At 65.9% G+C, this 21,216-nt stretch carries 25 protein-coding genes; 10 read left to right on the top strand and 15 right to left on the bottom strand.

The genetic code is table 11. The features are described 5' to 3' along the window. Window positions 1-8 precede the first annotated feature (8 nt). Window positions 9-773, top strand: coding sequence for an SDR family oxidoreductase (locus AC4LGL_RS20520; protein ID WP_491840384.1), 765 nt, complete (start codon window positions 9-11; stop codon window positions 771-773). 172 nt (window positions 774-945) lie between these two features. Here AC4LGL_RS20520 and AC4LGL_RS20515 read toward each other — a convergent pair whose 3' ends face one another. Both AC4LGL_RS20515 and AC4LGL_RS20510 read right to left on the bottom strand, forming a co-directional pair. Then, window positions 946-2,274, bottom strand: coding sequence for a L,D-transpeptidase (locus AC4LGL_RS20515; RefSeq protein WP_491840383.1), 1,329 nt, complete (start codon window positions 2,272-2,274; stop codon window positions 946-948). 6 nt (window positions 2,275-2,280) lie between these two features. Continuing rightward, a complete protein-coding gene (locus tag AC4LGL_RS20510) occupies window positions 2,281-3,384 on the bottom strand; it encodes a UDP-N-acetylmuramate dehydrogenase (RefSeq protein WP_491840382.1) in 1,104 nt (367 codons plus the stop codon). A 26-nt stretch (window positions 3,385-3,410) separates the two neighbouring features. On the opposite strand from AC4LGL_RS20510, the gene AC4LGL_RS20505 reads away from it, so the two are divergent. From AC4LGL_RS20505 to AC4LGL_RS20485, 5 genes are read left to right on the top strand one after another with little or no spacing between them, the layout of a single operon-like run. Further along, complete coding sequence (locus AC4LGL_RS20505; protein WP_491840381.1) at window positions 3,411-3,917, top strand: DUF2505 domain-containing protein; 507 nt, start codon at window positions 3,411-3,413, stop codon at window positions 3,915-3,917. Between the two features lie 23 nt (window positions 3,918-3,940). After that, window positions 3,941-4,453 carry a DUF2505 domain-containing protein gene (locus AC4LGL_RS20500; RefSeq protein ID WP_491840380.1) on the top strand — a complete coding sequence of 171 codons (513 nt, stop codon included), beginning with the start codon at window positions 3,941-3,943 and terminating at the stop codon, window positions 4,451-4,453. Then, on the top strand, window positions 4,428-5,234 hold the full coding sequence (locus AC4LGL_RS20495; RefSeq protein ID WP_491840426.1) for a class I SAM-dependent methyltransferase: 807 nt from the start codon (window positions 4,428-4,430) through the stop codon (window positions 5,232-5,234). Before AC4LGL_RS20500 ends, AC4LGL_RS20495 begins: the two co-directional genes overlap by 26 nt. Before the next feature lie 5 nt (window positions 5,235-5,239). After that, window positions 5,240-6,055: a carbon-nitrogen hydrolase family protein gene (locus tag AC4LGL_RS20490; protein WP_491840379.1), complete on the top strand. Its 816-nt coding sequence runs from the start codon at window positions 5,240-5,242 to the stop codon at window positions 6,053-6,055. Next, window positions 6,052-6,954: an LmeA family phospholipid-binding protein gene (locus tag AC4LGL_RS20485; protein WP_491840378.1), complete on the top strand. Its 903-nt coding sequence runs from the start codon at window positions 6,052-6,054 to the stop codon at window positions 6,952-6,954. Before AC4LGL_RS20490 ends, AC4LGL_RS20485 begins: the two co-directional genes overlap by 4 nt. 44 nt (window positions 6,955-6,998) lie before the next feature. Here AC4LGL_RS20485 and AC4LGL_RS20480 read toward each other — a convergent pair whose 3' ends face one another. From AC4LGL_RS20480 to AC4LGL_RS20460, 5 genes are all read right to left on the bottom strand, one after another. Next, a complete protein-coding gene (locus AC4LGL_RS20480) occupies window positions 6,999-7,418 on the bottom strand; it encodes a DUF2599 domain-containing protein (protein WP_491840377.1) in 420 nt (139 codons plus the stop codon). Between the two features lie 4 nt (window positions 7,419-7,422). Next, window positions 7,423-7,707 carry a DUF2516 family protein gene (locus AC4LGL_RS20475; RefSeq protein ID WP_055110484.1) on the bottom strand — a complete coding sequence of 95 codons (285 nt, stop codon included), beginning with the start codon at window positions 7,705-7,707 and terminating at the stop codon, window positions 7,423-7,425. 71 nt (window positions 7,708-7,778) lie between these two features. After that, a complete protein-coding gene (locus AC4LGL_RS20470; protein ID WP_491840376.1) occupies window positions 7,779-8,417 on the bottom strand; it encodes a heparin-binding hemagglutinin in 639 nt (212 codons plus the stop codon). A gap of 61 nt (window positions 8,418-8,478) precedes the next feature. Further along, window positions 8,479-8,883 carry a helix-turn-helix domain-containing protein gene (locus AC4LGL_RS20465; RefSeq protein ID WP_055110485.1) on the bottom strand — a complete coding sequence of 135 codons (405 nt, stop codon included), beginning with the start codon at window positions 8,881-8,883 and terminating at the stop codon, window positions 8,479-8,481. An 89-nt stretch (window positions 8,884-8,972) separates the two neighbouring features. Then, window positions 8,973-10,301: a DUF445 domain-containing protein gene (locus tag AC4LGL_RS20460; RefSeq protein WP_491840375.1), complete on the bottom strand. Its 1,329-nt coding sequence runs from the start codon at window positions 10,299-10,301 to the stop codon at window positions 8,973-8,975. Window positions 10,302-10,407: 106 nt separating this feature from the next. Here AC4LGL_RS20460 and AC4LGL_RS20455 point away from each other — a divergent pair, with 106 nt between their 5' ends. Together AC4LGL_RS20455 and AC4LGL_RS20450 are read left to right on the top strand one after the other, a co-directional pair. Beyond that, window positions 10,408-11,112 carry a TetR/AcrR family transcriptional regulator gene (locus tag AC4LGL_RS20455; RefSeq protein ID WP_055110487.1) on the top strand — a complete coding sequence of 235 codons (705 nt, stop codon included), beginning with the start codon at window positions 10,408-10,410 and terminating at the stop codon, window positions 11,110-11,112. A 4-nt stretch (window positions 11,113-11,116) separates the two neighbouring features. Beyond that, the gene (locus AC4LGL_RS20450) at window positions 11,117-11,983 is read left to right on the top strand and encodes a polyphosphate kinase 2 family protein (RefSeq protein WP_491840374.1); all 867 of its coding nucleotides are present in this window, start codon (window positions 11,117-11,119) and stop codon (window positions 11,981-11,983) included. Between the two features lie 134 nt (window positions 11,984-12,117). On the opposite strand, the gene AC4LGL_RS20445 is transcribed toward AC4LGL_RS20450, so the two are convergent. The 4 genes from AC4LGL_RS20445 to AC4LGL_RS20430 form a co-directional block, all read right to left on the bottom strand. After that, a complete protein-coding gene (locus AC4LGL_RS20445) occupies window positions 12,118-12,993 on the bottom strand; it encodes a cyclopropane mycolic acid synthase family methyltransferase (RefSeq protein WP_491840373.1) in 876 nt (291 codons plus the stop codon). A gap of 152 nt (window positions 12,994-13,145) precedes the next feature. After that, window positions 13,146-14,006: a 3-hydroxybutyryl-CoA dehydrogenase gene (locus tag AC4LGL_RS20440; RefSeq protein WP_491840372.1), complete on the bottom strand. Its 861-nt coding sequence runs from the start codon at window positions 14,004-14,006 to the stop codon at window positions 13,146-13,148. A gap of 99 nt (window positions 14,007-14,105) precedes the next feature. Next, window positions 14,106-15,392, bottom strand: coding sequence for an isocitrate lyase (aceA, locus tag AC4LGL_RS20435; RefSeq protein ID WP_491840371.1), 1,287 nt, complete (start codon window positions 15,390-15,392; stop codon window positions 14,106-14,108). Between the two features lie 255 nt (window positions 15,393-15,647). Next, on the bottom strand, window positions 15,648-16,469 hold the full coding sequence (locus AC4LGL_RS20430) for an acyl-ACP thioesterase domain-containing protein (protein WP_491840370.1): 822 nt from the start codon (window positions 16,467-16,469) through the stop codon (window positions 15,648-15,650). Between the two features lie 118 nt (window positions 16,470-16,587). Between AC4LGL_RS20430 and ramB the strand changes: the two genes are divergently transcribed. Together ramB and AC4LGL_RS20420 are read left to right on the top strand one after the other, a co-directional pair. Then, window positions 16,588-18,003 carry an acetate metabolism transcriptional regulator RamB gene (gene ramB / locus AC4LGL_RS20425; RefSeq protein WP_491840369.1) on the top strand — a complete coding sequence of 472 codons (1,416 nt, stop codon included), beginning with the start codon at window positions 16,588-16,590 and terminating at the stop codon, window positions 18,001-18,003. A 126-nt stretch (window positions 18,004-18,129) separates the two neighbouring features. Next, window positions 18,130-18,681, top strand: coding sequence for a carboxymuconolactone decarboxylase family protein (locus tag AC4LGL_RS20420; protein WP_491840368.1), 552 nt, complete (start codon window positions 18,130-18,132; stop codon window positions 18,679-18,681). Between the two features lie 52 nt (window positions 18,682-18,733). On the opposite strand, the gene AC4LGL_RS20415 is transcribed toward AC4LGL_RS20420, so the two are convergent. From AC4LGL_RS20415 to AC4LGL_RS20400, 4 genes are read right to left on the bottom strand one after another with little or no spacing between them, the layout of a single operon-like run. Beyond that, complete coding sequence (locus AC4LGL_RS20415) at window positions 18,734-19,003, bottom strand: hypothetical protein (protein WP_055110493.1); 270 nt, start codon at window positions 19,001-19,003, stop codon at window positions 18,734-18,736. Continuing rightward, window positions 19,000-20,394, bottom strand: coding sequence for a dihydrolipoyl dehydrogenase (lpdA, locus tag AC4LGL_RS20410; RefSeq protein ID WP_491840367.1), 1,395 nt, complete (start codon window positions 20,392-20,394; stop codon window positions 19,000-19,002). Before lpdA ends, AC4LGL_RS20415 begins: the two co-directional genes overlap by 4 nt. Before the next feature lie 30 nt (window positions 20,395-20,424). Next, complete coding sequence (locus tag AC4LGL_RS20405; RefSeq protein WP_491840366.1) at window positions 20,425-20,919, bottom strand: hypothetical protein; 495 nt, start codon at window positions 20,917-20,919, stop codon at window positions 20,425-20,427. Next, a complete protein-coding gene (locus AC4LGL_RS20400; protein ID WP_491840365.1) occupies window positions 20,912-21,190 on the bottom strand; it encodes a putative holin in 279 nt (92 codons plus the stop codon). The genes AC4LGL_RS20405 and AC4LGL_RS20400 overlap by 8 nt, the downstream gene beginning before the upstream one ends. Between the last annotated feature and the right edge of the window lie 26 nt (window positions 21,191-21,216).

Raw genomic sequence — 21,216 nt, 5'->3', positions numbered from 1 at the left:
TTGGTCATGTGACGACATCACAGTCAGAAAAAAGGGTCGCAGTGGTCACCGGCGCCAGCGCCGGGATCGGTGCTGCGACCGCCAGATCCCTTGCCGCCCTGGGCTTTCACGTGGTCTGCGCGGCCCGCCGGGCCGATCGGGTCCAGGCGCTGGCCGACGAGATCGGCGGGACCGCGATTGTGGCGGACGTCACCGACCAGGCCTCGGTCGACGCCTTGGCGGCCCAGTTGGACCGGGTGGATGTGCTGGTGAACAACGCCGGCGGCGCCCGCGGGCTGGAGCCGGTAGCCGAGGCCGAGATCGACCACTGGCGCTGGATGTGGGAGTCCAACGTGCTGGGCACCCTGCGCGTCACCCGCGCGCTGCTGCCCAAGCTCATCGACTCCGGCGACGGGCTGATCATCACCGTCACCTCGATCGCCGCTGTCGAGATCTATGACAACGGGGCGGGCTACACCTCGGCCAAGCACGCCCAGGGCGTCTTGCACCGCACCCTGCGCAGCGAATTGCTCGGAAAACCCGTGCGGCTCACCGAAGTTGCGCCCGGGATGGTGCAGACCGACTTCTCACTGAACCGCTTCGACGGGGACGAGGAGCGAGCCGAGAAGGTCTATGAGGGGGTTACCCCGCTGGTGGCCGAGGACATCGCCGAGGTGATCGGTTTCGTCGCCTCACGCCCGTCTCACGTCGATCTGGACCTGATCGTGGTCAGGCCTCGTGACCAGGTCAGCGGGGCCCCAGGGTCCCGCTTCAACCGGAGGTTGAACGACTAGCCCGGTAACCGGAGGTTGAACGACTAGCCCCGCAACCGTCAGGTGTGATGCGCCGAGGGCTTCCCCGGCATCCGCGGCTCGCCGATTTCGACGTCACGGCTGCACTTCTTCAATGGCCACGACCCTTGTGTCGAAAACGGCGACAGATGGCGGGACGGATGCCCGTAAAGGCTCAGCCGCCCGGGGTGGGCTTCGGCGGCGTCGTGGTCGTCGGCGTGCCGGACAGGGTGGGCGCGTCGGTCGGCGTCGCCGGCGCGCTGGCCGGCAGATTCGACGGCGAATCCTCCGAGGACAGCGCGGACATGGACTTCCACTCGCTCCAGTCCACCGCCCAGTCCCAGAGGTCGCCGTCGGCGTAGGACAGCTGGATCCGGGTCCCCGTCACCTCGACGGGGTCGCCGTACATCGCGCTGTTGAAGTACTGCTGCGAGTTCTCCAGGTTCAGGTTGATGCAACCGTTGGTCACGTTGGTGTTGCCCTGCGAACCGATGCTGTTGGGGTTGCAGTGGATGAACTCACCGTTGTTGGAGATCCGCACCGCGAAGCGTTCGTGCACATTGCTGTAGCCGGCCGCCGGGTTGGTCATCCAGAAGTCCTCGTACTTCTCGGTGACCACGTGGATGCCGCTGCGCGTGACGTTGCGGTCGAGGTCGCCCTCGCCGTAGCTGCACGGGAAGTCCATGATCACCGCGCCGGATCCGTCGAGCACCTGGATGCGGTGGCTGGAGGCCTCGGCCTTGACGACCTGGCGGCGGCCGATCTCGATGTCGAGCGTCGAGTCCGCCGCACCGTAGGCGCCGTCACCGAAGCTGACGCCGTACAGCGGCGCCTTGACGCTGACCTTGGTTCCGGCCGGGTAGTACTCCCGGGTGCGCCAGTGCACGCGCGAGCCGCCGGCCTCGTCGGGCAGCCATGCCCAGCTGCCCTCGACGGGCGGGGTGGTCGTGACCTGAAGAGCTTTTTCGACGGTCGCCCGGTACTTGTCGTCGATCGCGGCATCGAACTGCAGGATGATCGGCGCGGCAACGCCGACGACCTGGCCGTCGGCGAGCTGGAACTGTCCGTTGACCTGTTTCTGCGGGGCGACGGTGGAGAATTTGCCCTGCACGGATTCGGACTTGCCGTCCTGCCCCACCACGGCGCCCGCCCACGTGTAGGTGGATTCGTAGCCGAGGGGTTCGGTGACAGTGAATGCCGTGCGGTCGCTGTTGAATTTGCCGGCGACGACTTTGCCGTTGGCGTTGGTCAGGCTGACGCGCTGGAACACGCCGTTCTCGACCTTGACACCGACCGGCGCCGTCGGCAGCACGTCATCGGAGTCGGCGGCAGGCTCGTAGGTAACCGTCGGCGCCGCAGGCCCGGCGGCCTCAGGTGCCGAGACGGGCGATTTTCCCGAGCAGGCAGCCAGCAGTCCGGCTCCCATTCCGACGGTCAACACCGTCAGGGCACGCCGCCGATTGAACAACGGCGCATCCGCCTCTATATCACCGCCAGGGCTCACGTGGATCTAGGGTACTGATAGATCGCACCCAATCAGAATCGGTTCTGGGTGCAGCATGATCCCGAAGCGGTCCAAAACCCCCGCCTGCACCGCTCTGGCCAGGGCAATCACATCGGCAGTGTTCGCCTCGCCACGATTGGTCAGAGCCAGCGCATGCTTGGTGGAAAGCCGCGCCGGAGCCCCCTCACCGGGGTAGCCCTTACCGAAGCCGGCGTGCTCGACGAGCCAGCCTGCCGCGAGCTTGACCCCGTCGGGTGCCGGGTAATGCGGCACCGCTCCCGCCGCTCCGTCCCGGCCCGCCTCGAACGTGGCCTGCACCCGCTCGAACTCGGCCTGCGACACCACGGGATTGGTGAAGAACGACCCGACGCTCCAGGTGTCGTGGTCATCGGCGTCGAGCACCATCCCTTTGCCGGAACGCAACTGCAGCACGGTCTGGCGAACACGCATCGGGTCGGCCCGCTCCCCGGGTTCCACTCCCAGCGCGGTGGCCAGTTCGCGGTACCGCAGCGGTGCGCTTCTGCGGCCCGGGGCCCCATCCGCTTCCAGGGCGAACTCGACTTCGAGCACGATGACGGCATCGGAGTGTTTGAGGATGCTGGTGCGGTAGCCGAACTTGAGTTCTTCCGGTGCGGCCCAACGGACTTCACCCGTGCCCCGGTCGAGCAAGCGCACCCGGCTGATGGTGTCGGCGACCTCGGCGCCGTAGGCACCCACGTTCTGCACCGGGGTGGCCCCGGCCGATCCCGGTATCCCGGACAGACATTCGAGCCCGCCCAGCCCATGATTGAGGGACTCGACGACGACGTCGTCGAACACCGCACCGGCCTCGGCGCGCAGCAGGTTGCCCTCGACCGTGATCGCGGTGTTGGCCACGCGCACCACGGTCAGGTCGGGCATCGTCTCGGAGAGATCGTCGGCCAGCACCACGTTGGATCCGCCGGCCAGCACCAGGATCGGATCGGCGACCGCGCGCAGCACATCGATGAGCTGATCGGTACTGGTGCAGGTCAGCACCCTCCGAGCCACCGGACCGACGCGCAGCGTGGTCAGCGGGGCCAGCGCAACCGACTCGGCGACCGCGACCCCGGCAACATACGAACTGACCACGGCCCGTAACGGTAGCGTGACCAGCTATGCCGCGATCATTCGACATGGCCACCGATTACGAAGCCGGCGTCGAACAGGTCCACCGGGCATTCGCTGACGAACAGTATTGGTTGGCCCGGCTGGCCGATTCAGGGGCCGACGAAGCCACTCTCGACGCCCTGACCGTGTCCGGCGACGGCGAGATCAAAGCGGTCACCACGCAGATCCTGCACGCAAACCGGCTGCCCGGGCTGGTGTCACAGTTCCACCGCGGCGATCTGAAGATCCGCCGCGAGGAGCACTGGCAGCCGATCCGTGACGACGCATCCCGCGGCACCGTCCAGGGCTCCATCTCAGGGGCACCGGTGTCGCTGTCCGGGTCCGCGACACTGACCGGGACCGACGCCGGATGCCGCTTGTCGGTGCACATCACGGTCGAGGTGAGGGTGCCGCTGGTCGGCGGCAAGATCGAGAGCTTCATCGGCTCGCAGCTGGTCGACCTGTTGACCGCCGAACAACGATTCACCTCGGGGTGGATCACCGATCACAGCTGAATCCGGCGGTACGGTCGGTAGCCATGAGCCGAAGCCGGCAGTCGACGTTGAAGTACGACGCACCCGCCGAGACGATGTATGCCGTGTTCGCGAACGGCGATTACTGGCAGGCCCTGATGGACCGATACGACGACCTCACGCCCGGGAAATCCGACATCACGGCGTTCAGCTCCGACGGGAGCGGGATCGAGGTCGAGTTCCGGCAGGTGCTGCCGCGCGAGGAGTTGCCCGCCCTCCTGCGTTCGGTGATACCGCTCGACATGGCGATCACCCGCAGGCAGATTTTCGGCCCCTTCGACCCGCAGGGCGCGAAAGGCCATTACACCGCGTCGGTTTCGCACGTCCCGGGCCGGCTCGACGGCCGCTACGTGCTCACCGGGGCGTCCGCGGGCAGCCGGCTCGAGGTCGACAGCACGTGCAAGGTGCCGATGCCCCTGGTCGGGGGCAAGCTCGAAGACATGGTCCTGCAGTCCGTCAACGAGGTTTTCACCATCGAGGGGGCGTTCACCGCTGAGTGGATCGCCGAGCACGTCTAGACCCGTCGGCGCGGTCACCCGGGGCACCACCGGGTACAACCGGCTGCGCCGCAGTGACCGTTGGCTGGTGCACTCGCCGCGGGTGCGCAGTGTGTTGCGGGCCGCGACCGACCCGCTGGTGGTCGACCTCGGGTACGGCGCGCTGCCGGTGACCACGCTCGAACTGGCCGCGCGGCTGCAGTCGGTGCGTGCCGACGTGCGGGTCGTCGGCCTGGAGATCCACCCGGAACGCGTGGCCACCGCCCGCGCGATGTCCGGTGTCAGCGACGTGCACTTCGCCCTCGGCGGGTTCGAGTTGGCCGGGCTGCGCCCCGTGCTGGTGCGGGCGTTCAACGTGCTGCGTCAGTATCCGGTCGAGGCGGTGCCGGATGCCTGGGCGACGATGTCACGCCGGCTCGCGCCCGGCGGGCTGATCGTCGACGGAACCTGCGACGAGCTGGGCCGCCGATGCTGCTGGGTGCTGTTGGACGCGGACGGGCCGGTGACCCTGACCCTGGCGTGTGACCCGTTCAGCATCGAGCGCCCGTCGGATCTGGCGGAACGGCTGCCCAAGGTGCTGATCCACAACAACGTCGAAGGTCAGCCGATCCACGCGCTGCTCGGCGCCGCCGACCGGGCGTGGGCCAGCGCGGCCGGCCACGGCGTATTCGGACCGCGGGTGCGCTGGCGAGCCATGGTGGAGTTGTTGCGCACCGAGGGGTGGCCGGTCGCCGCGCCACGCCGACGCCTGCGTGACGGGGTGTTGACGGTGCCCTGGTCGACCATCGCGCCACTAAGCTGAGCCGCATGCGAATTGCCCTGGCGCAGATCGCCACCGACACGGACCCGTCGTCGAATCTCGCACTGGTCGACGAGTACACCCGGCGCGCCGCCGCGGACGGCGCCCGGTTGGTGTTGTTCCCCGAGGCCACGATGTGCCGCTTCGGGGTGCCGCTGGGTCCCGTCGCCGAGAACCTCGACGGGCCGTGGGCGACGGCGGTGCGCGAGATCGCCGCGCGGGCCGGGGTGGTCGTGGTGGCCGGGATGTTCGTCCCCAGTGACGACGGGCGGGTCACCAACACCCTGATCGCGACCGGCCCCGGCGTCGATGCGCACTACCACAAGATCCACCTGTACGACGCGTTCGGATTCGCCGAATCACGCACTGTGGCACCGGGTTTCGATCCGGTGACCATCACGGTCGACGGGGTCACGGTCGGCCTGAGCACCTGCTACGACATCCGGTTCCCCGAGCTCTACGTGGAGCTCGCCCGCCGCGGCGCCCAGCTGATCACCGTGCATGCCTCGTGGGGGTCCGGGCCAGGCAAGCTGGAGCAGTGGACCCTGTTGGCCCGGGCCCGGGCGCTGGACACCACCGGGTTCATCGCCGCGGTGGACCAGGCGTATCCGGGCGACGAGATCGCCAAAGTCGGGCCGACCGGCGTCGGTGGCAGTGTGATCGCCTCCCCCACCGGTGAGGTTCTCGCCGCGGCCGGCGCCGAGCCGGAGTTGCTGGTCTTCGACGTCGACCTCGATGCCGCCAACCAGGTCCGGGACACCATCGCAGTACTGCAGAACCGCTCACAGTTCGCTCAGTTCGGTAAGGCACAATCGCTGGGGTGACCGATCCCTGGGCTCGCCCAACCGACCAGTCCCCGCCATCGCCTACCCAGGAGCTGCCTCCGCAGCCCCCGACGGCTCAGCCGGGTCAGGTCAATGAACCGGCGCCCGCAGCTCCCCAGCCGCAGGGCCCGGAGGGCACGTCGGCACTGGCGAAGGTCAAGAAGCTGCTGTCGGATCCGTTGTCGGTGGTGCTGGTCTTCGTGATCGTGGTGGCCCTGGTGGCCGCCGGTGTGCTCGGCGGTGAGCTGTACGCCCGCAGCCGGGCCGACAAGATCGTCGCCTCGATCGTCGAATGCATCGTGCAGGACGGCGCGAAGGCCTCGTTCGACCCGCTGCCGCCATTCCTGATGCAGCACGTGAGCGGGCACTACACCAACATCAACATCGAGACCGCGGGCAACCAGATCCGCGAAGCCAAGGGCATGCAGGTGAAGCTCGGCATCGAGGACGTGCGCATCCAGGAGACCGCCGATTCCAGCGGCACCGTGGGCTCGCTGGTCGCCGACATCACCTGGGGCACCGACGGCATCCGCCAGACGGTGGCCGACATGGTCCAGCTGCCGTTCATCGGCTCGGCCATCTCGGATGTGAAGACCAACCCGTCGAACGGGACGATCGAGCTCAAGGGCCTGCTCGGCACCATCACCGCCAAGCCCACCGTGGTCAACAAGGGCATCTCGATGCAGATCGTCGACCTGAGCGCGATCGGACTGTCGTGGCCGCGGGAGACGCTGCAGCCGATCCTGGACAAGTTCACTTCCCAGCTGACCGAGAACTATCCGATGGGGATCCACGCCGACAGCGTGCAGGTCACCGACAGCGGCGTGGTGGCGAAGTTCTCGACGAAGGACGCGTCGATGCCGAAACCGGCCGACGATCCCTGCTTCGACAAGCTCTGAGTTTTCCCGCGCTCAGCCGCCTCGGCGCGGGTGCAGCGTGCCCATCAGAACGGTTCCTCACTGCCGCCGGGATTGCATCCGCTGGCCAGCATCACCTCGGGGGCGACCTCGGGCCGCCACGGCTCAAGGTTCCAGCTGGACTTGCCGGGTTCGGTGAGTTCGGCGAACGTCCAGTGACACACGAACTGCTCACGCATCCCGGGCAGGTCGGCATCCGGCGACAGGGCCAGTACCTCGGCCCAGGCCTGGTCGCCCTGCGCGACGTTGCCCGGCTGACGGGCCAGCTCCCGGGCAGCGTCAGTCGGATAGACGCGCAGGCTCGACAGGTCACCCCATTTGGCCCATTCGACGTGGTCGACGTAGATGTGGTCGGCAGCCGGGTCGGCGGCAGCAACGGGGACCGAGGCCAATGCCGCGCCCAGCGCGAGACAAGCCGCGCCGAGCGCGGCCAGTGACGAGCGCATCAGGTCAGTGCGACTTTCCCTGGATTTCGAGCAGCTTGGGCCGCACGTCGACGAGGTACACACCGGTGGCGCAGGCCGCGATGACAGGGATGAATACACCACCCACCAGCAGCGTCAGCACCGCGCTCACACCCAGGATGGCCAGCCATACCGGCTTGGTGAGTTTGCCGGTGGCCGTATAGGCGTCCGGGCGCTGCATAGCCGCATGTACGAAGGCGTACACGGTCACGAGAACGACCACGTAACCGAGCACGGAAATAATGAGGCCCGCAAGGTTGGCAAGTTGCACCTCACCAGCCTATGCGGGCCTCATCGTCAGCGTCGACCGACGGGGCTCACGCCCCGCCGATCGACACCGTATTACTTCTGGGTGACCTTCTTGGCCGGAGCGGCCGTGGTCTTCTTGGCGGCCGGGGTGGCAGCCTTCTTGGCCGGAGCAGCCGGGGCCTTCTTGGCCGGGGCGGCCTTCTTGGCGGGGGCAGCAGCGGGGGCCTCGGCCTTCTCGGCCTTCTTCGGCAGCTCGACGCCGACCAGCTTGGCGGCGCGCTCGCCGACCGCGCGGGTCTGGGTCGCCACGGTGCCCAGGGCCTCCTGGGTCAGCTCGGAAACCTGGTCGGTGTAGCCCTCGACCCGGCTGGCGGCCTCTTCGATGGCCGGCTGGTTGCGCAGGCGCTCCAACGCGGCCTCGCCGCGCTCGACCAGCTTGTTGTAGGTCGCGGTGGCCTGATCGGCGTAGCCCTCGGCGGCCTTGCGCAGCTCGTCGGAGTTCAGCTTCTCGCGCAGCTCACCGAACTGGGCCGGCAGCTCTTCCTGCAGCTTGTTCAGGCGGGCGCGGCTCTCCTCGACGCGGGCCTCGGCGTCGGTGCGCGCGCCCTCGGCACGCTCACGCAGGCTGGCGACGATCTCGTTGACCGTGGCCAGGGCCAGGTCGGCAGCGCCGACGGCGGCCAGCAGCGGGGCCTTGAGGTCTTCGATGGTGGGCTGAGTCTTCTCGGTCATGCGAATTCCTTTCTCAGGATGGCTTTTCGTGCGAATGGGTTATCGGTCAGTTGGTGAGGTGTCAGTCAGTCGGATCAGATGTCTGCTCCTCACCTGCTTCGGCTTCGTTCTGCTGCCGGAACGATGTGTAGATATCGAGCAGCACCTGCTTCTGCCGCTCGGTGATCCCCACGTCGTTGACGATGGCGTCGCGGACCTCGCTGGGCTCGCTGGGCTCCAAGATCCCGGCGCGCACATAGAGGACTTCCGCGGACACCCGAAGTGCCTTCGCGATCTGGTTGAGCACGTCGGCGGAGGGTTTCCGCAATCCCCGTTCGATCTGGCTCAGGTAGGGATTGCTGACGCCGGCCTTCTCGGCCAACTGCCGAACCGATACCTGCGCCGCCTCGCGCTGGGCCCGGATGAAGCTTCCGATGTCCTGCGCAGCGTTGGAGACGACAGCGGCGAGATTTTCGTCTTGCGCCATGTCATTCCCCTCGTAGGCCGTGTATCCGTTAACGACGAAATTCACGCTACGACGGGGTGCTAACTTTTGCAAGCACTAGTTAGCGCAGGTCAGAAGAGTAGTTGGGCTACCGAATAGATGATCAGGCCCGCCAGCGATCCCACCACCGTGCCGTTGATCCGGATAAATTGCAGGTCACGGCCCACATGGAGCTCGATCCGGCGGCTCGCCTCGTCGGCATCCCAGCGTTCGATGGTCTCGGTGATGATTGCTGTGATCTCGGTCCCATACTCCGCGACCAGGTGTTTCGCCCCTCGGATGATCCAGCTGTCGACCTTGTCGCGCAGCTCGGCATCGTCACGCAGGGACTCCCCGATGCGCATCACCGAGTCGGCGATCCGGGTGCGCAGCGCCGAGGACGGGTCGTCGACCGATTCCAGGATGATCCGCTTGGCCGCCGCCCACGCGGTCTCGGCCGCCCGCGTCACCTCGTCGCGGCCCATGATCTGGTCCTTGACGTTCTCGGCGCGCTGAATCGTCGCCTCGTCGTTCTGCAGGTCGTCGGCGAACTCGAACAGGAACCGGGTGGCCGAGCGGCGCAGCTCGTGGTCGGGGTTGCGCCGCACCTTGTCGGTGAAGTCCATCAGCTCCCGATGGATCCGCTCTCCGACCAGGTGGTCCACCCAGCGCGGCGACCAGGTCGGCGAATCCCGCTCGATCACCCGCTCGATCACCTCGCCGGAGTTCAGCGACCATTGGAACGCCCGGTCGCACAACAGCTGGATCAGCGCTTCCTGCCGGCCCTCCTGCAGCAGAGTGGAGAGCACGCGGCCGATCGGCGGTCCCCATTTGGGCTCGGCGATGCGCTTGACGATCATCCGGTCCAACACGTGCTGGACGTCCTCGTCGCGCAGCATCTCGACCCCGACCCGCAGCACGGTCGACGCCTCGGCGGCCACCCGCTCGGCATGCGGACGGTCGCACAGCCACTTGCCTAGCCGGCCCGCGACCTGGGCGTCGTGCAGTTTGGTGGCGATCACCTCGGGAGACATGAAGTTCTCCCGGACGAACGTGCCCAGACCCTCGCCCAGCTGGTCCTTCTTGCGCTTGATGATGGCCGTGTGCGGGATCGGCAGGCCCAACGGATGCTTGAACAGCGCGGTCACCGCGAACCAGTCGGCAAGCGCGCCGACCATGCCGGCCTCGGCCGCCGCACGCACGTACCCGACCCACCCGGCCGCGCCCCGCGACTGAGCCCAGGTGCACAGAAGGAAGATCACTGTGGCGCCGACCAGGAAGCTCAGCGCCACCAGCTTCATCCGCCGCAAACCCCGTTGGCGTTCGGCGTCGGCAGCGCTGTCCGCGCCGGCCAGCGTTTCGGCAAAACTTTGCCGCGGGCCCGCATGCGCGCGGACTCCGGCGTCGGTTCGATGTGCCACCTTTCCATCTTGCGCTATCGCCGCGACTGACGGCCTGACCCTCAAGCCGGTATCCGCAGATTCGCCGTAGTATCAAGTGGAACTAGGGAATGGGACTACTGCGACAGTGGCACAGCAGACTCCGCCGGTGACGGTGAAGACCGATGGACGCAAACGGCGCTGGCACCAGCACAAGGTGGAGCGGCGCAACGAGCTGGTAGACGGCACCCTCGAAGCGATCCGGCGCCAGGGCAGCAACGTCAGCATGGACGAGATCGCCGCGGAGATCGGCGTTTCCAAGACGGTGCTGTACCGCTACTTCGTCGACAAGAACGACCTCACCACCGCCGTGATGATGCGGTTCGCCCAGACCACCCTGATCCCCAACATGGCCGCCGCCCTGTCCTCGAACCTCGACGGATTCGATCTGACCCGCGAGATCATCAAGGTCTACGTGGAAACCGTTGCCGCCGAGCCCGAGATCTATCCGTTCGTGATGGCGAACAACTCTGCCAGCAAGAGCAAGGCCGTCGCCGATTCCGAGCAGATCATCGCCCGCATGCTGGCCGTGATGCTGCGCCGCCGCATGGCCTCGGTCGGCATGGACACCCGTGGCGCCGAGGCGTGGGCGTTCCACACCGTCGGCGGGGTCCAGCTGGCCACCCACTCCTGGATGTCGAACCCGCGGATGACCGCCGATGAGCTGATCGACTACCTGACCATGCTGTCGTGGAACGCGCTGTGCGGCATCGTCGAAGTCGGCGGCTCGCTGGAGAAGTTCAACTCACTGCCACACCCATCACCGGTTTTGCCGCCACAACTGCTTGACTGAACGGGTGAGCGACAGAGATCTGCCTGCCCTGTGGACCCACGAACCACATGACCAGCTGGCTTTCCGCCCGGGCGACGAGGTCGCCCGCATCGACGCCAACAGCACGCCGGGATTCCGCGGGAGCAAGAGCGATGCGCCCACCCTGCAGACCGAACGCAACATGCGCTTCGCCTCGCTGCAGGAAATGCTCTACGCCCGCAGCAAGAGTGGTGACGACAACCGCTCGGTGCTGCTGATCCTGCAGGGCATGGACACCGCCGGTAAGGGCGGGATCGTCAAACACGTTGTGGGAGCGGCAAATCCCCAGGGCATCCGCTACACCAGTTTCGGCAAGCCCACCGAGGAGGAGCGCGCCCACCACTACCTGTGGCGGATCCGCAACGCGCTCCCACCTGCCGGGCACATCGGGGTGTTCGACCGCTCGCACTACGAGGACGTGCTGATCGTCCGCGTGCACAACCTGGTGCCGCCGGACGTCTGGGGCACCCGCTACGACGAGATCAACGCCTTCGAACGCGAATTGGTCGATGCCGGCACCACCCTGGTGAAGGTGGCCATGTTCGTCTCACTCGCCGAGCAGAAGGAACGGCTGGCCGAGCGGCTCGAACGGCCCGACAAGTACTGGAAGTACAACCCGGCCGACATCGACGAGCGGCTGCTGTGGCCCAAATACCAGGAGGCCTATCAGGCCATGTTGGAGAAGACGTCCACCGACTACGCGCCCTGGCACATCGTGCCGTGCGACAAGAAGTGGTACAGCCGGCTCGCCATCACCGAACTGCTCATCGAGGCGCTCAAGGGCCTCAACATGTCGTGGCCGCCTGCGGACTTCGACGTCGAGACGGAGAAGAAGCGGTTGGCTGAGGCCTAACTACCTCGCATTGCGCCCGAGACTGAACTGAGGGACAAGATCCGCGTGGATTCTGTCCCTCAGTTCAGTTTCGGTGTCGAACACGCAAAAAGAACTGCCCCCGACGAGTTGTCGGGGGCAGTTCTTGAAAGAACCTACTTGACCAGCGTGAACTGGCCGATGTTCGTGATGCCGCGACGGAAGAAGTCGGCGCAACCGGTCAGGTACTTCATGAACCGGTCGTACACTTCCTGGCCCTGCAGGGCGATGGCCTCATCCTTGGCCGCCTCCAGGTTGGCCGCCCACATGTCCAGCGTGCGCGCGTAGTGCGGACGCAGCAGGTGGATGCGCTCCAGCTTGAAGCCCGAGTCGTCGGCGAGCTTCTCGATGTCCTCGACCGCAGGCAGCTGCCCACCGGGGAAGATCTCCTCACCGATGAACTTCATGAACTTCAGGTCGCTGATCGTCAGCTTGATGTTGTTCTCACGGAAGAACTGCTGGGTGTGCGCCAGGATCGTGTGCAGCAGCATGCGGCCGCCGTTGTCCGGCAGGATGCTGTAGGCCCGCTCGAAGAAGATCGGGTAGCGCTCCTGCTTGAAGGCCTCGAATGCGCCGATCGACACGATGCGGTCGACAGGCTCGTTGAACTCTTCCCAGCCCTGCAACCGGATCTCGACGTTGCGGTTGGTGTCGACCTTGGCCAACCGCTTGCGGGCGTAGTCCGACTGCTCCTTGCTGAGCGTGATCCCGATGACGTTGACGTCGTGGTTGATCAGCGCACGCTCCAGGCATCCACCCCAGCCGCAGCCGATGTCCAGCAGCGTCATGCCCGGCTTGAGGTCGAGCTTCCCCAGCGCGAGATCGAACTTGGCGTTCTGCGATTCCTCGAGGTTCATGTCCTCGCGCTCGTAGTAACCGCAGGTGTAGCCCATGGTCGGCCCGAGGAAGAGTGCGTAGAACTCATTCGAGATGTCGTAGATCGACTGCGACTCCTCGTAGTACGGAGCAAGATCGGACTCGACGTTAGACATGCGAAAAATTACCTCTTTGCGTTTCTGCTGCTGACGACCAATGGTTTTAGGGGCCGACACATGTTTTACATGCAGACTCTATAGAGCGAGCCAGCAGGCCCTACCATGGGTAGACTAGCTAAGCCTCGGCCATAGTGCCAGCGCGGCCTTTTTCAGTACTTGTAGAAGCCCTTGCCCGATTTTTTGCCAAGCTGTCCCGCCTCCACCATGCGCAACAGCAGCGGCGGCGCGGCGTACAAAGGCTCTTTGAACTCGTCAAACATCTTGTCGGCGATCAGCTTCAGGGTGTCCAATCCGACCAGATCTGACAGCCGCAGCGGCCCCATCGGGTGGGACAACCCGGCCACCACTGCCTTGTCGACATCGTCAATTGTGGCAAAGCCACCCTCGACCATCCGGACCGCCGCCAGGAGGTACGGCACCAGCAACGCGTTGACGACGAAACCGGACCGGTCCGAACAACGGACAACCTGTTTTCCGAGAACCGTGCTGGCGAAGTCTTCGACGCGCGCGGCGGCGGCATCCGCGGTCACCAGAGTGCTCACCAATTCGACCAGCGGCAACACCGGAACCGGGTTGAAAAAGTGCAGGCCCAAGACCCTGGCAGGATTCTGGGTAGCTGCTGCGAGTTTCATGATCGGAATGCTCGAGGTGTTGGAGGCGAGCACCGCGTCGGGGTCGGTGATCACGCGATCCAGGTCGGCGAAGATCTTTGCCTTGACGTTCTCGTCTTCGATCACGGCCTCGATGACCAGTTGCCGGTCGGCCAGGTCGTCGATGGTGGTGGTGAAGTTCAGCTTGCCCAGCGCGGCGTCCTTCTCCCGCTCCGTGACCTTGCCCGCGCTCACCGCGCGCTCCAGCGATTTGGTGATGCGGTTGCGGCCGGCGGTGACCAGTGCGTCGGTGGTCTCGAAGACCAACACGTCCACACCGGCCCGGGCGGACACCTCCGCGATACCCGCGCCCATCTGGCCGGCACCGATCACACCTACACGTTCAATTTGATTGCTCACGACTTCACTTTCTCAATACGTGGACATGCGACAGGCCCCGCCCAAGAATTCTGAGCGGGGCCTGCTGCTGTCAAGCCTGCGGGTCCAGAGGTCCCAGACTTAGTGGAACTGGCCCTCTTCGGTGGAACCGGCCAGCGCGGTGGTCGAGCTGGTCGGGTCAACCGTGGTGGCGATGCGGTCGAAGTAGCCGGCGCCGACCTCACGCTGGTGCTTGGTGGCGGTGTAACCGCGCTCCTCGGCGGCGAACTCGCGCTCCTGCAGCTCGACGTAGGCCTTCATCTGCTCGCGGGCGTAGCCGTGAGCCAGGTCGAACATCGAGTAGTTGAGGGCGTGGAAGCCGGCCAGCGTGATGAACTGGAACTTGAAACCCATCGCGCCCAGCTCGCGCTGGAACTTGGCGATGGTGTCGTCGTCCAGGTGCTGCTTCCAGTTGAACGAAGGCGAGCAGTTGTAGGACAGCATCTGGTCCGGGAACTCGCTCTTGACGCCCTCGGCGAACTTCTTGGCCAGCTCCAGGTCCGGGGTGCCGGTCTCCATCCAGATCAGGTCGGCGTACGGCGCGTAGGCCTTGGCGCGGGCGATGCACGGCTCCAGGCCGTTCTGCACCCGGTAGAAGCCCTCGTTGGTGCGCTCACCGGTGATGAACGGGCGGTCGCGCTCGTCCACGTCGGAAGTGATCAGGGTGGCGGCCTCGGCGTCGGTGCGCGCGATGACCAGGGTGGGCACGTCGGCGACGTCGGCAGCCAGGCGGGCCGAGGTCAGGGTGCGGATGTGCTGCTGCGTGGGGATCAGCACCTTGCCACCGAGGTGGCCGCACTTCTTCTCCGAGGCCAGCTGGTCTTCCCAGTGCGAACCGGCGACACCGGCGGCGATCATGGCCTTCTGGAGCTCGTAGACGTTGAGCGCACCACCGAAGCCGGCCTCACCGTCGGCGACGATCGGGGCGAGCCAGTTCTCGACCGAGGTGTCGCCCTCGACCTTGGCGATCTGGTCGGCACGCATCAGAGCGTTGTTGATGCGGCGGACGACCTGCGGCACCGAGTTGGCCGGGTAGAGGCTCTGGTCGGGGTAGGTGTGGCCGGACAGGTTGGCGTCACCGGCGACCTGCCACCCGGACAGGTAGATGGCCTTGAGGCCGGCGCGGACCTGCTGCACGGCCTGGTTGCCGGTCAGCGCGCCGAGCGCGTTGACGAAGTCCATGTCGTGGAGCTGCTCCCACAGCACCTCGGCGCCGCGGCGGGCGAGGGTGTTCTCCTCGACGACGGTTCCCTGCAGGGCAACCACGTCGGCCGGGGTGTAGGTACGGGTGATGCCCTTCCAGCGGGGGTTGTGATCCCAGTCGTGCTGGATCTGCTCCGGTGACTTGGGGGTGCCCACGGTCGACATAGGACTGCTCCTTCGGTTTTGGTTCGACCGCCGCGGTTTCTTGCTAACGCCGCAGCAGCTTCACTGGTGTGCTAATCCGAAGATGTCATAACCCATATCCGCAGGTCCACCCGTTTCAGTTGCCAACTTTCGCCAAAGCGCTTAGTTAACTTGCGAAGGTTGCGAAGAAATATGATGGCTGTACCGGTTCAGAAGCTACCGACGGGTAGCCCAAAGGCGCAGGTCAGTACGCTCGTACTGTTAAACCGGGAGGGGTCAGAGCGAGAACAGTGATGCGATCGCTTTTGTCTCGTCGCCGACGGCATATGTGAGCGTTCTAACAGTGCGGTCGGAGAGCTCTTCACCGAATTTGTCGGTCGATCCGGCCGGGTGAACGTGCGACAGGATCTCGAGTTTCTCGCCGAGCGCCACTGCGGCGTCGTGCTCGATGGTCACCCGCAGCGGCTTCTCCATCAGCTCGGGATGGGAGTACAGGTAGTCCTCGATCACCGTCCAGTAGACCGAGTTGTTCATGTGATCGAACAGGTCGATGTCCGACACCCGCACCGGGTACTCGCGAATCTCGGCGGCATCCTCACGACTGCCGGCCTTCAGGTAGGACTTCCAGCGCAGCCGGGCCTCGTCGGTGGTGCGGCGCAGGCCCGAGAGGAAGTCGTCGGAGATACGGGCAGGGCCCTGCGTCTCACGGTTGATGTTGATCCAGAACGCCTCGGACTCCATGAGCCCGCCCTTGCGGCCGTCGATACGTACCCGCATCTCACACCACCGGTTCGACGTTCCCGAACACCACCGGCGCATCCGCAGCATGTCCTGAAACTCGATCGGGCCGACCAGATCGATCATCGTGCGACGGACGATCCACAGCGGATGGGTTTCCTCGAAGCCGAGTTCGCGCAGATGGTCGGAGCCGATGTCCTGGATGTGCCGGGCGGCGGCGTCGAACCGCAACCGTCCGGTCCGGTCGATATCGCCGACCCGCAGCGGCCATTCCCGGTCAAAGACGTCGGGATGGGGATCGGGCACCGGCATCATCACCTTGTTCAGCCCGGTGGTCGAAGTTTGCGCGGTTCCCGTCATGGTCATCTCCCAGTCGCTGTCGCCTCAGCCGATCATGCCAGGCAGCCCGATACTGCCAGTAGAGCCTGAACTGCCAAGAATGCAAAGGTGACCTTCGCAACTTGTTAGGCTATTTGACGTGGCAAAAACGTTCGTCGGGTCACGGGTGCGACAACTGCGGAGCGAGCGTGGATTCAGCCAGGCCGCGCTGGCTCAGATGCTGGAGATCTCCCCCAGCTACCTCAACCAGATCGAGCACGACGTCCGGCCGCTGACCGTGGCGGTGCTGCTCCGCATCACCGAGGTGTTCGGGGTGGACGCGACGTTCTTCGCCTCGCACGACGACACCCGGCTGGTCGCCGAGATGCGCGAGGTGGCGATGGACCGCGACCTCGGCGCCGACATGGATGTCGCCGAAGTCGCCGACATGGTGGCGGCCTATCCGAATTTCGCCCGCGCCATGGTGAACCTGCACCGTCGGTACCGGCTCACCACCACCCAGTTGGCCGCCGCCACCGAAGACCGGTACTCCGACGGCAGCGGGAGCGGGTCGATCACCATGCCGCACGAGGAAGTGCGCGACTACTTCTACCAACGGCAGAACTATCTGCACGAGCTCGATACCGCCGCCGAGGATCTGACCGCCAAAATCCGGATGCACCGCGGTGATCTGGCCGGCGAGCTGGCCAACCGGATGACCACGGTGCACGGGGTGCGGATCGTGCGACGGATCGATCTCGGCGACACCGTGCTGCACCGCTACGACCCGGCCACCAAGACCCTGGAAATGGGCAATCACCTCTCCCGCGGCCAGCAGGTGTTCAAGATGGCGGCCGAACTGGCCTTCCTCGAGTTCGGCCAACTCATCGACAAGATGGTCGACGAAGGCATGTTCACCAGCGACGAATCGCGCACCCTGGCCCGGCTCGGGCTGGCCAACTACTTCGCCGCGGCGACCGTGCTCCCGTACCGCCAATTCCACGATGTGGCTGAGAATTTCCGCTACGACGTGGAGCGGCTGTCGGCGTTCTACTCGGTGAGCTACGAGACCATCGCGCACCGGCTTTCCACGCTGCAGCGTCCGTCGATGCGCGGTGTGCCGTTCTCGTTCGTCCGGGTGGACCGCGCCGGAAACATGTCAAAACGTCAGTCCGCCACCGGCTTTCACTTCTCCTCCTCGGGCGGCACATGCCCGCTGTGGAATGTGTACGAAACCTTCACCAACCCGGGCAAGATCCAGGTGCAGATCGCGCAGATGCCCGACGGCCGCAACTACTTGTGGGTGGCCCGCACCGTGGAGCGACGCGCGTCGCGTTATGGGCAGCCCGGCAAGACCTTCGCGATCGGGCTGGGATGCGAACTGCGCCATGCCCATCGGCTGGTGTACTCCGAAGGGCTGGACCTCTCTGGCGAGGTGGCCACCCCGATCGGCTCGGGCTGCCGGGTGTGCGAGCGCGACAACTGTCCGCAACGTGCATTCCCGGCGCTCGGCAAGGCCCTGGATCTCAACGAGCACCGCTCGACGGTGTCGCCGTATCTGGTGCGGGAGCCCTAGCTCGCGGCGGGAACGCTCGCTCGCCGTTTTCTACCTCTGGGTCGTGACGACTGCCGATCAACAGCCCTCCGGTGGAAAGCGGTGCGACGAGTCCAGCCCCGCGCCACCTGTGCCAGACTCGGCGGGGTGAGTGCACTCGAGCCGGCCCGCATCGCGCCGGGCGGATTCCGCGAGCTGGGCCCGGTCAACTGGGCCATCGCCAAGCTGGGCGCCAGGGCCATCCGGGCACCGAGGTTCACCTTGATGAACGTGCTCGGCCAGCACAAGCTGCTGTTCCTGGCCTGGCTGCCGTATTCGGGCCTGCTGCTCGGCCCGCTGGGCAAGTTGTCGCGTCAGGATGCCGAGCTGGTCATCCTGCGGGTGGGCCACCTGCGGGATTGCGAATACGAGCTGCAGCAGCATCGCCGGCTGGCCCGTAGCCGCGGTGTCGACGCCGAGACCCAGGCCCGCATCTTCGAGGGGCCTGATGCCGAAGGCTTGACCGATCGGCAGCGGGTCTTGGTCACTGCGACCGACGAGTTCGTCGTCACCCGGTCGGTCTCCCCCGAGACCTGGGCTGCCCTGTCGAAGCTGTTGACCAAGCAGCAGCTCATCGAATTCTGCTTGCTGGCAGCCCAATACGACGGTTTGGCCGCCACGATGACGACGCTGCGAATCCCGCTCGACTTCCCCGACTAGCCGATTTGGGTGCAATTGGCGGCGCTCACCGCCGCTGAGTGCACCCAAATCGCTAGAGGTACGTGACGCCCAGCAGAACCAGTGAGAACAACACCGGGGACACCGGCAGCGTCCACAGGAATGCCGCCCAGGTGTGGGATTTCTGCTGGTACTTACGCCGGCCGAAGTAGGCCCCCGCGGCCCCGCCGATGAACGACAGGGCCGCGACCAACAGCACCCAGATGTTGACGCGGGAGCCCTCGGTCGCCAATGTGATGGCGGCCAGCCACACAATGTGGCCGACCACCAATCCGGCTATGCCGGCGACGATTTCGTTTCTCAAAAGTTGATCATGTGGCCGGTCAGCCCGTGGAAGCACTCCTGCAGCGCCTCCGACAGGGTCGGGTGGGTATGCACGTTGCGGGCCAACTCGTTGGCGGTCAGGTCCCACTTCTGTGCCAGGGTCAGCTCCGGCAGCAGCTCGGAGACGTCCGGCCCGATCAGGTGCCCGCCGATCAGTTCGAGGTGCTTCTTGTCGGCGATCAGCTTCACGAAACCGGTCGGGTCCGCCAGGCCGTGCGCCTTGCCGTTGGCGGTGAACGGGAATTTGGCGACGACGACGTCGTAGCCCTCGGCCTTGGCCTGCTCTTCGGTGAGCCCGAAGCTGGCGACCTGCGGCTGGCAGAACGTGGCCCGCGGCATCATCCGGTAGTCGCCCAGCGCGAGAGTCTCTGCGCCGGCGATGGTTTCAGCGGCGACGACGCCCTGCGCCTCGGCCACGTGGGCCAGCTGCAGCTTGCCGGTGACATCGCCGATGGAGTAGATGCCGGGCACGTTGGTGCGCATGTAATCGTCGATCGCGATGGCGCCGCGGTCGGTCAGCGCGACGCCGGCGGCCTCCAGGCCGAAGCCCTCGACGTTGGGGCCGAAACCGATGGCCTGCAGCACCTTGTCGGCTTTGAGCTCCTCGGTCTTGCCGTCCTTGCTGACGGTGACCTTGACTGTCGATCCGTCGTCTGAGATGCCCTCGACCTTGGTGCCGGTGAGGATCTTGACGCCCAGCTTCTTGTACTGCTTCTCGATCTCCTTGGAGACCTCGGCGTCCTCGTTGGGCAGGGCGCGCGGCAGGAACTCGACGATGGTGACGTCGACGGCGTAGTTCTTCAGCACGTAGGCGAATTCCATGCCGATCGCGCCGGCGCCGGCGATGATGATCGAGCCCGGCAGCTCGCGCGAGAGGATCTGGGTTTCGTAGGTGACCACGTTCTCGGACAGCGAGGTGCCCGGCACCAGACGGGTCGACGAACCGGTGGCGATGATTGCGTTGTCGAAGGTGAGCTCTTCAGTGCCACCCTCGTTGAGCTTCACCGACATCGACTTGGGCCCGGTGAAGGTGCCGTAGCCGTGAACCTCGGTGATCTTGTTCTTCTTCATCAAGAAGTGCACGCCGGCCACACGGCCGTCGGCGACCTTGCGGCTGCGGTCGAAGGCGACACCGTAATCGAAGGTGGCCTCACCGCTGATACCGAAGGTCTTGGCTTCCTTGTTGAAGATGTGTGCGAGTTCCGCATTGCGCAGCAACGCCTTGGACGGGATACACCCGACATTGAGGCACACACCGCCCCAGTACTTGGGCTCGACAATTGCGGTGCTCAGCCCCAGTTGGGCGGCACGAATGGCCGCGACGTATCCACCGGGACCAGCTCCGAGAACGACAACGTCAAAGTGGGTCACGACCCCACCCTAGTGGGCGGCGCAATGGTGCTACCGGGCGATCCAGCCGAACACGTAGGCGCCGTAGAAAACTGCTGCTGCGGCCATTGCCGCCACCGGCGCCGACATCAGGGCGATAGCCAGGGCCGATACCACCGGTTTGCGCTGCGCCGTCGATGCCAGCAGCGCACCGACCGTGGTGACGACGACATAGGCCAGCGCCGCGAACACCGGCCAGGTCTTGTCGGCTGACTGATACCAGTAGTAGTACAGGCCCGCGCCGGCAGCGGCGGAGACGAACCACACCCCGGCCAGCACGCCCACGAACGTCCACCACTTCACCGACAGATAGGACCCCTCGACCACGACAGACGGGGCCGGGGCGGGCAGCGGCGCCGAGGGTGCGTCGTCGGTTTCCGTCTGGTCCGGCGACATGTCTTCCGCAGGGGTAGCGGCGGCCGACCATTCGTCGGCGACGATCTCGTTTTCCCCGGTGTCGAACAGCGGGGCGAAGTCCGCGGTGGAGGTGTCGACGTCCTCAGCCATGGGATGCCACCTCGATGATCGCCAGCGCACCGAACCAGCCGGGTGCGATGGCCAGTGCGAAAGCCCCGAGTGTGGTGACCCAGCGCCGCCCCGCGACCAGGACCAGGAGCGTCCCGAGGACGCCGGGAACTCCGAGGACGAGGGCGATCACCGCATCGGGCCGAACGGAGACCGTCACCAGCAGTGTCGTGGCGATCCCTGCCAGCAGCCCGACCGCTACGCCGACCGACATTGCGCCGGTCAGCAGCCACGCCCGTGGCAGCGGAATCACTCTTCGACGATAACGCCGCGACCCGT

The sequence above is a fragment of the Mycolicibacterium arcueilense genome (assembly GCF_058536225.1).
Note: the sequence above shows the minus strand (reverse complement) of the source record. Positions and strands in the feature narration are given on the sequence as shown.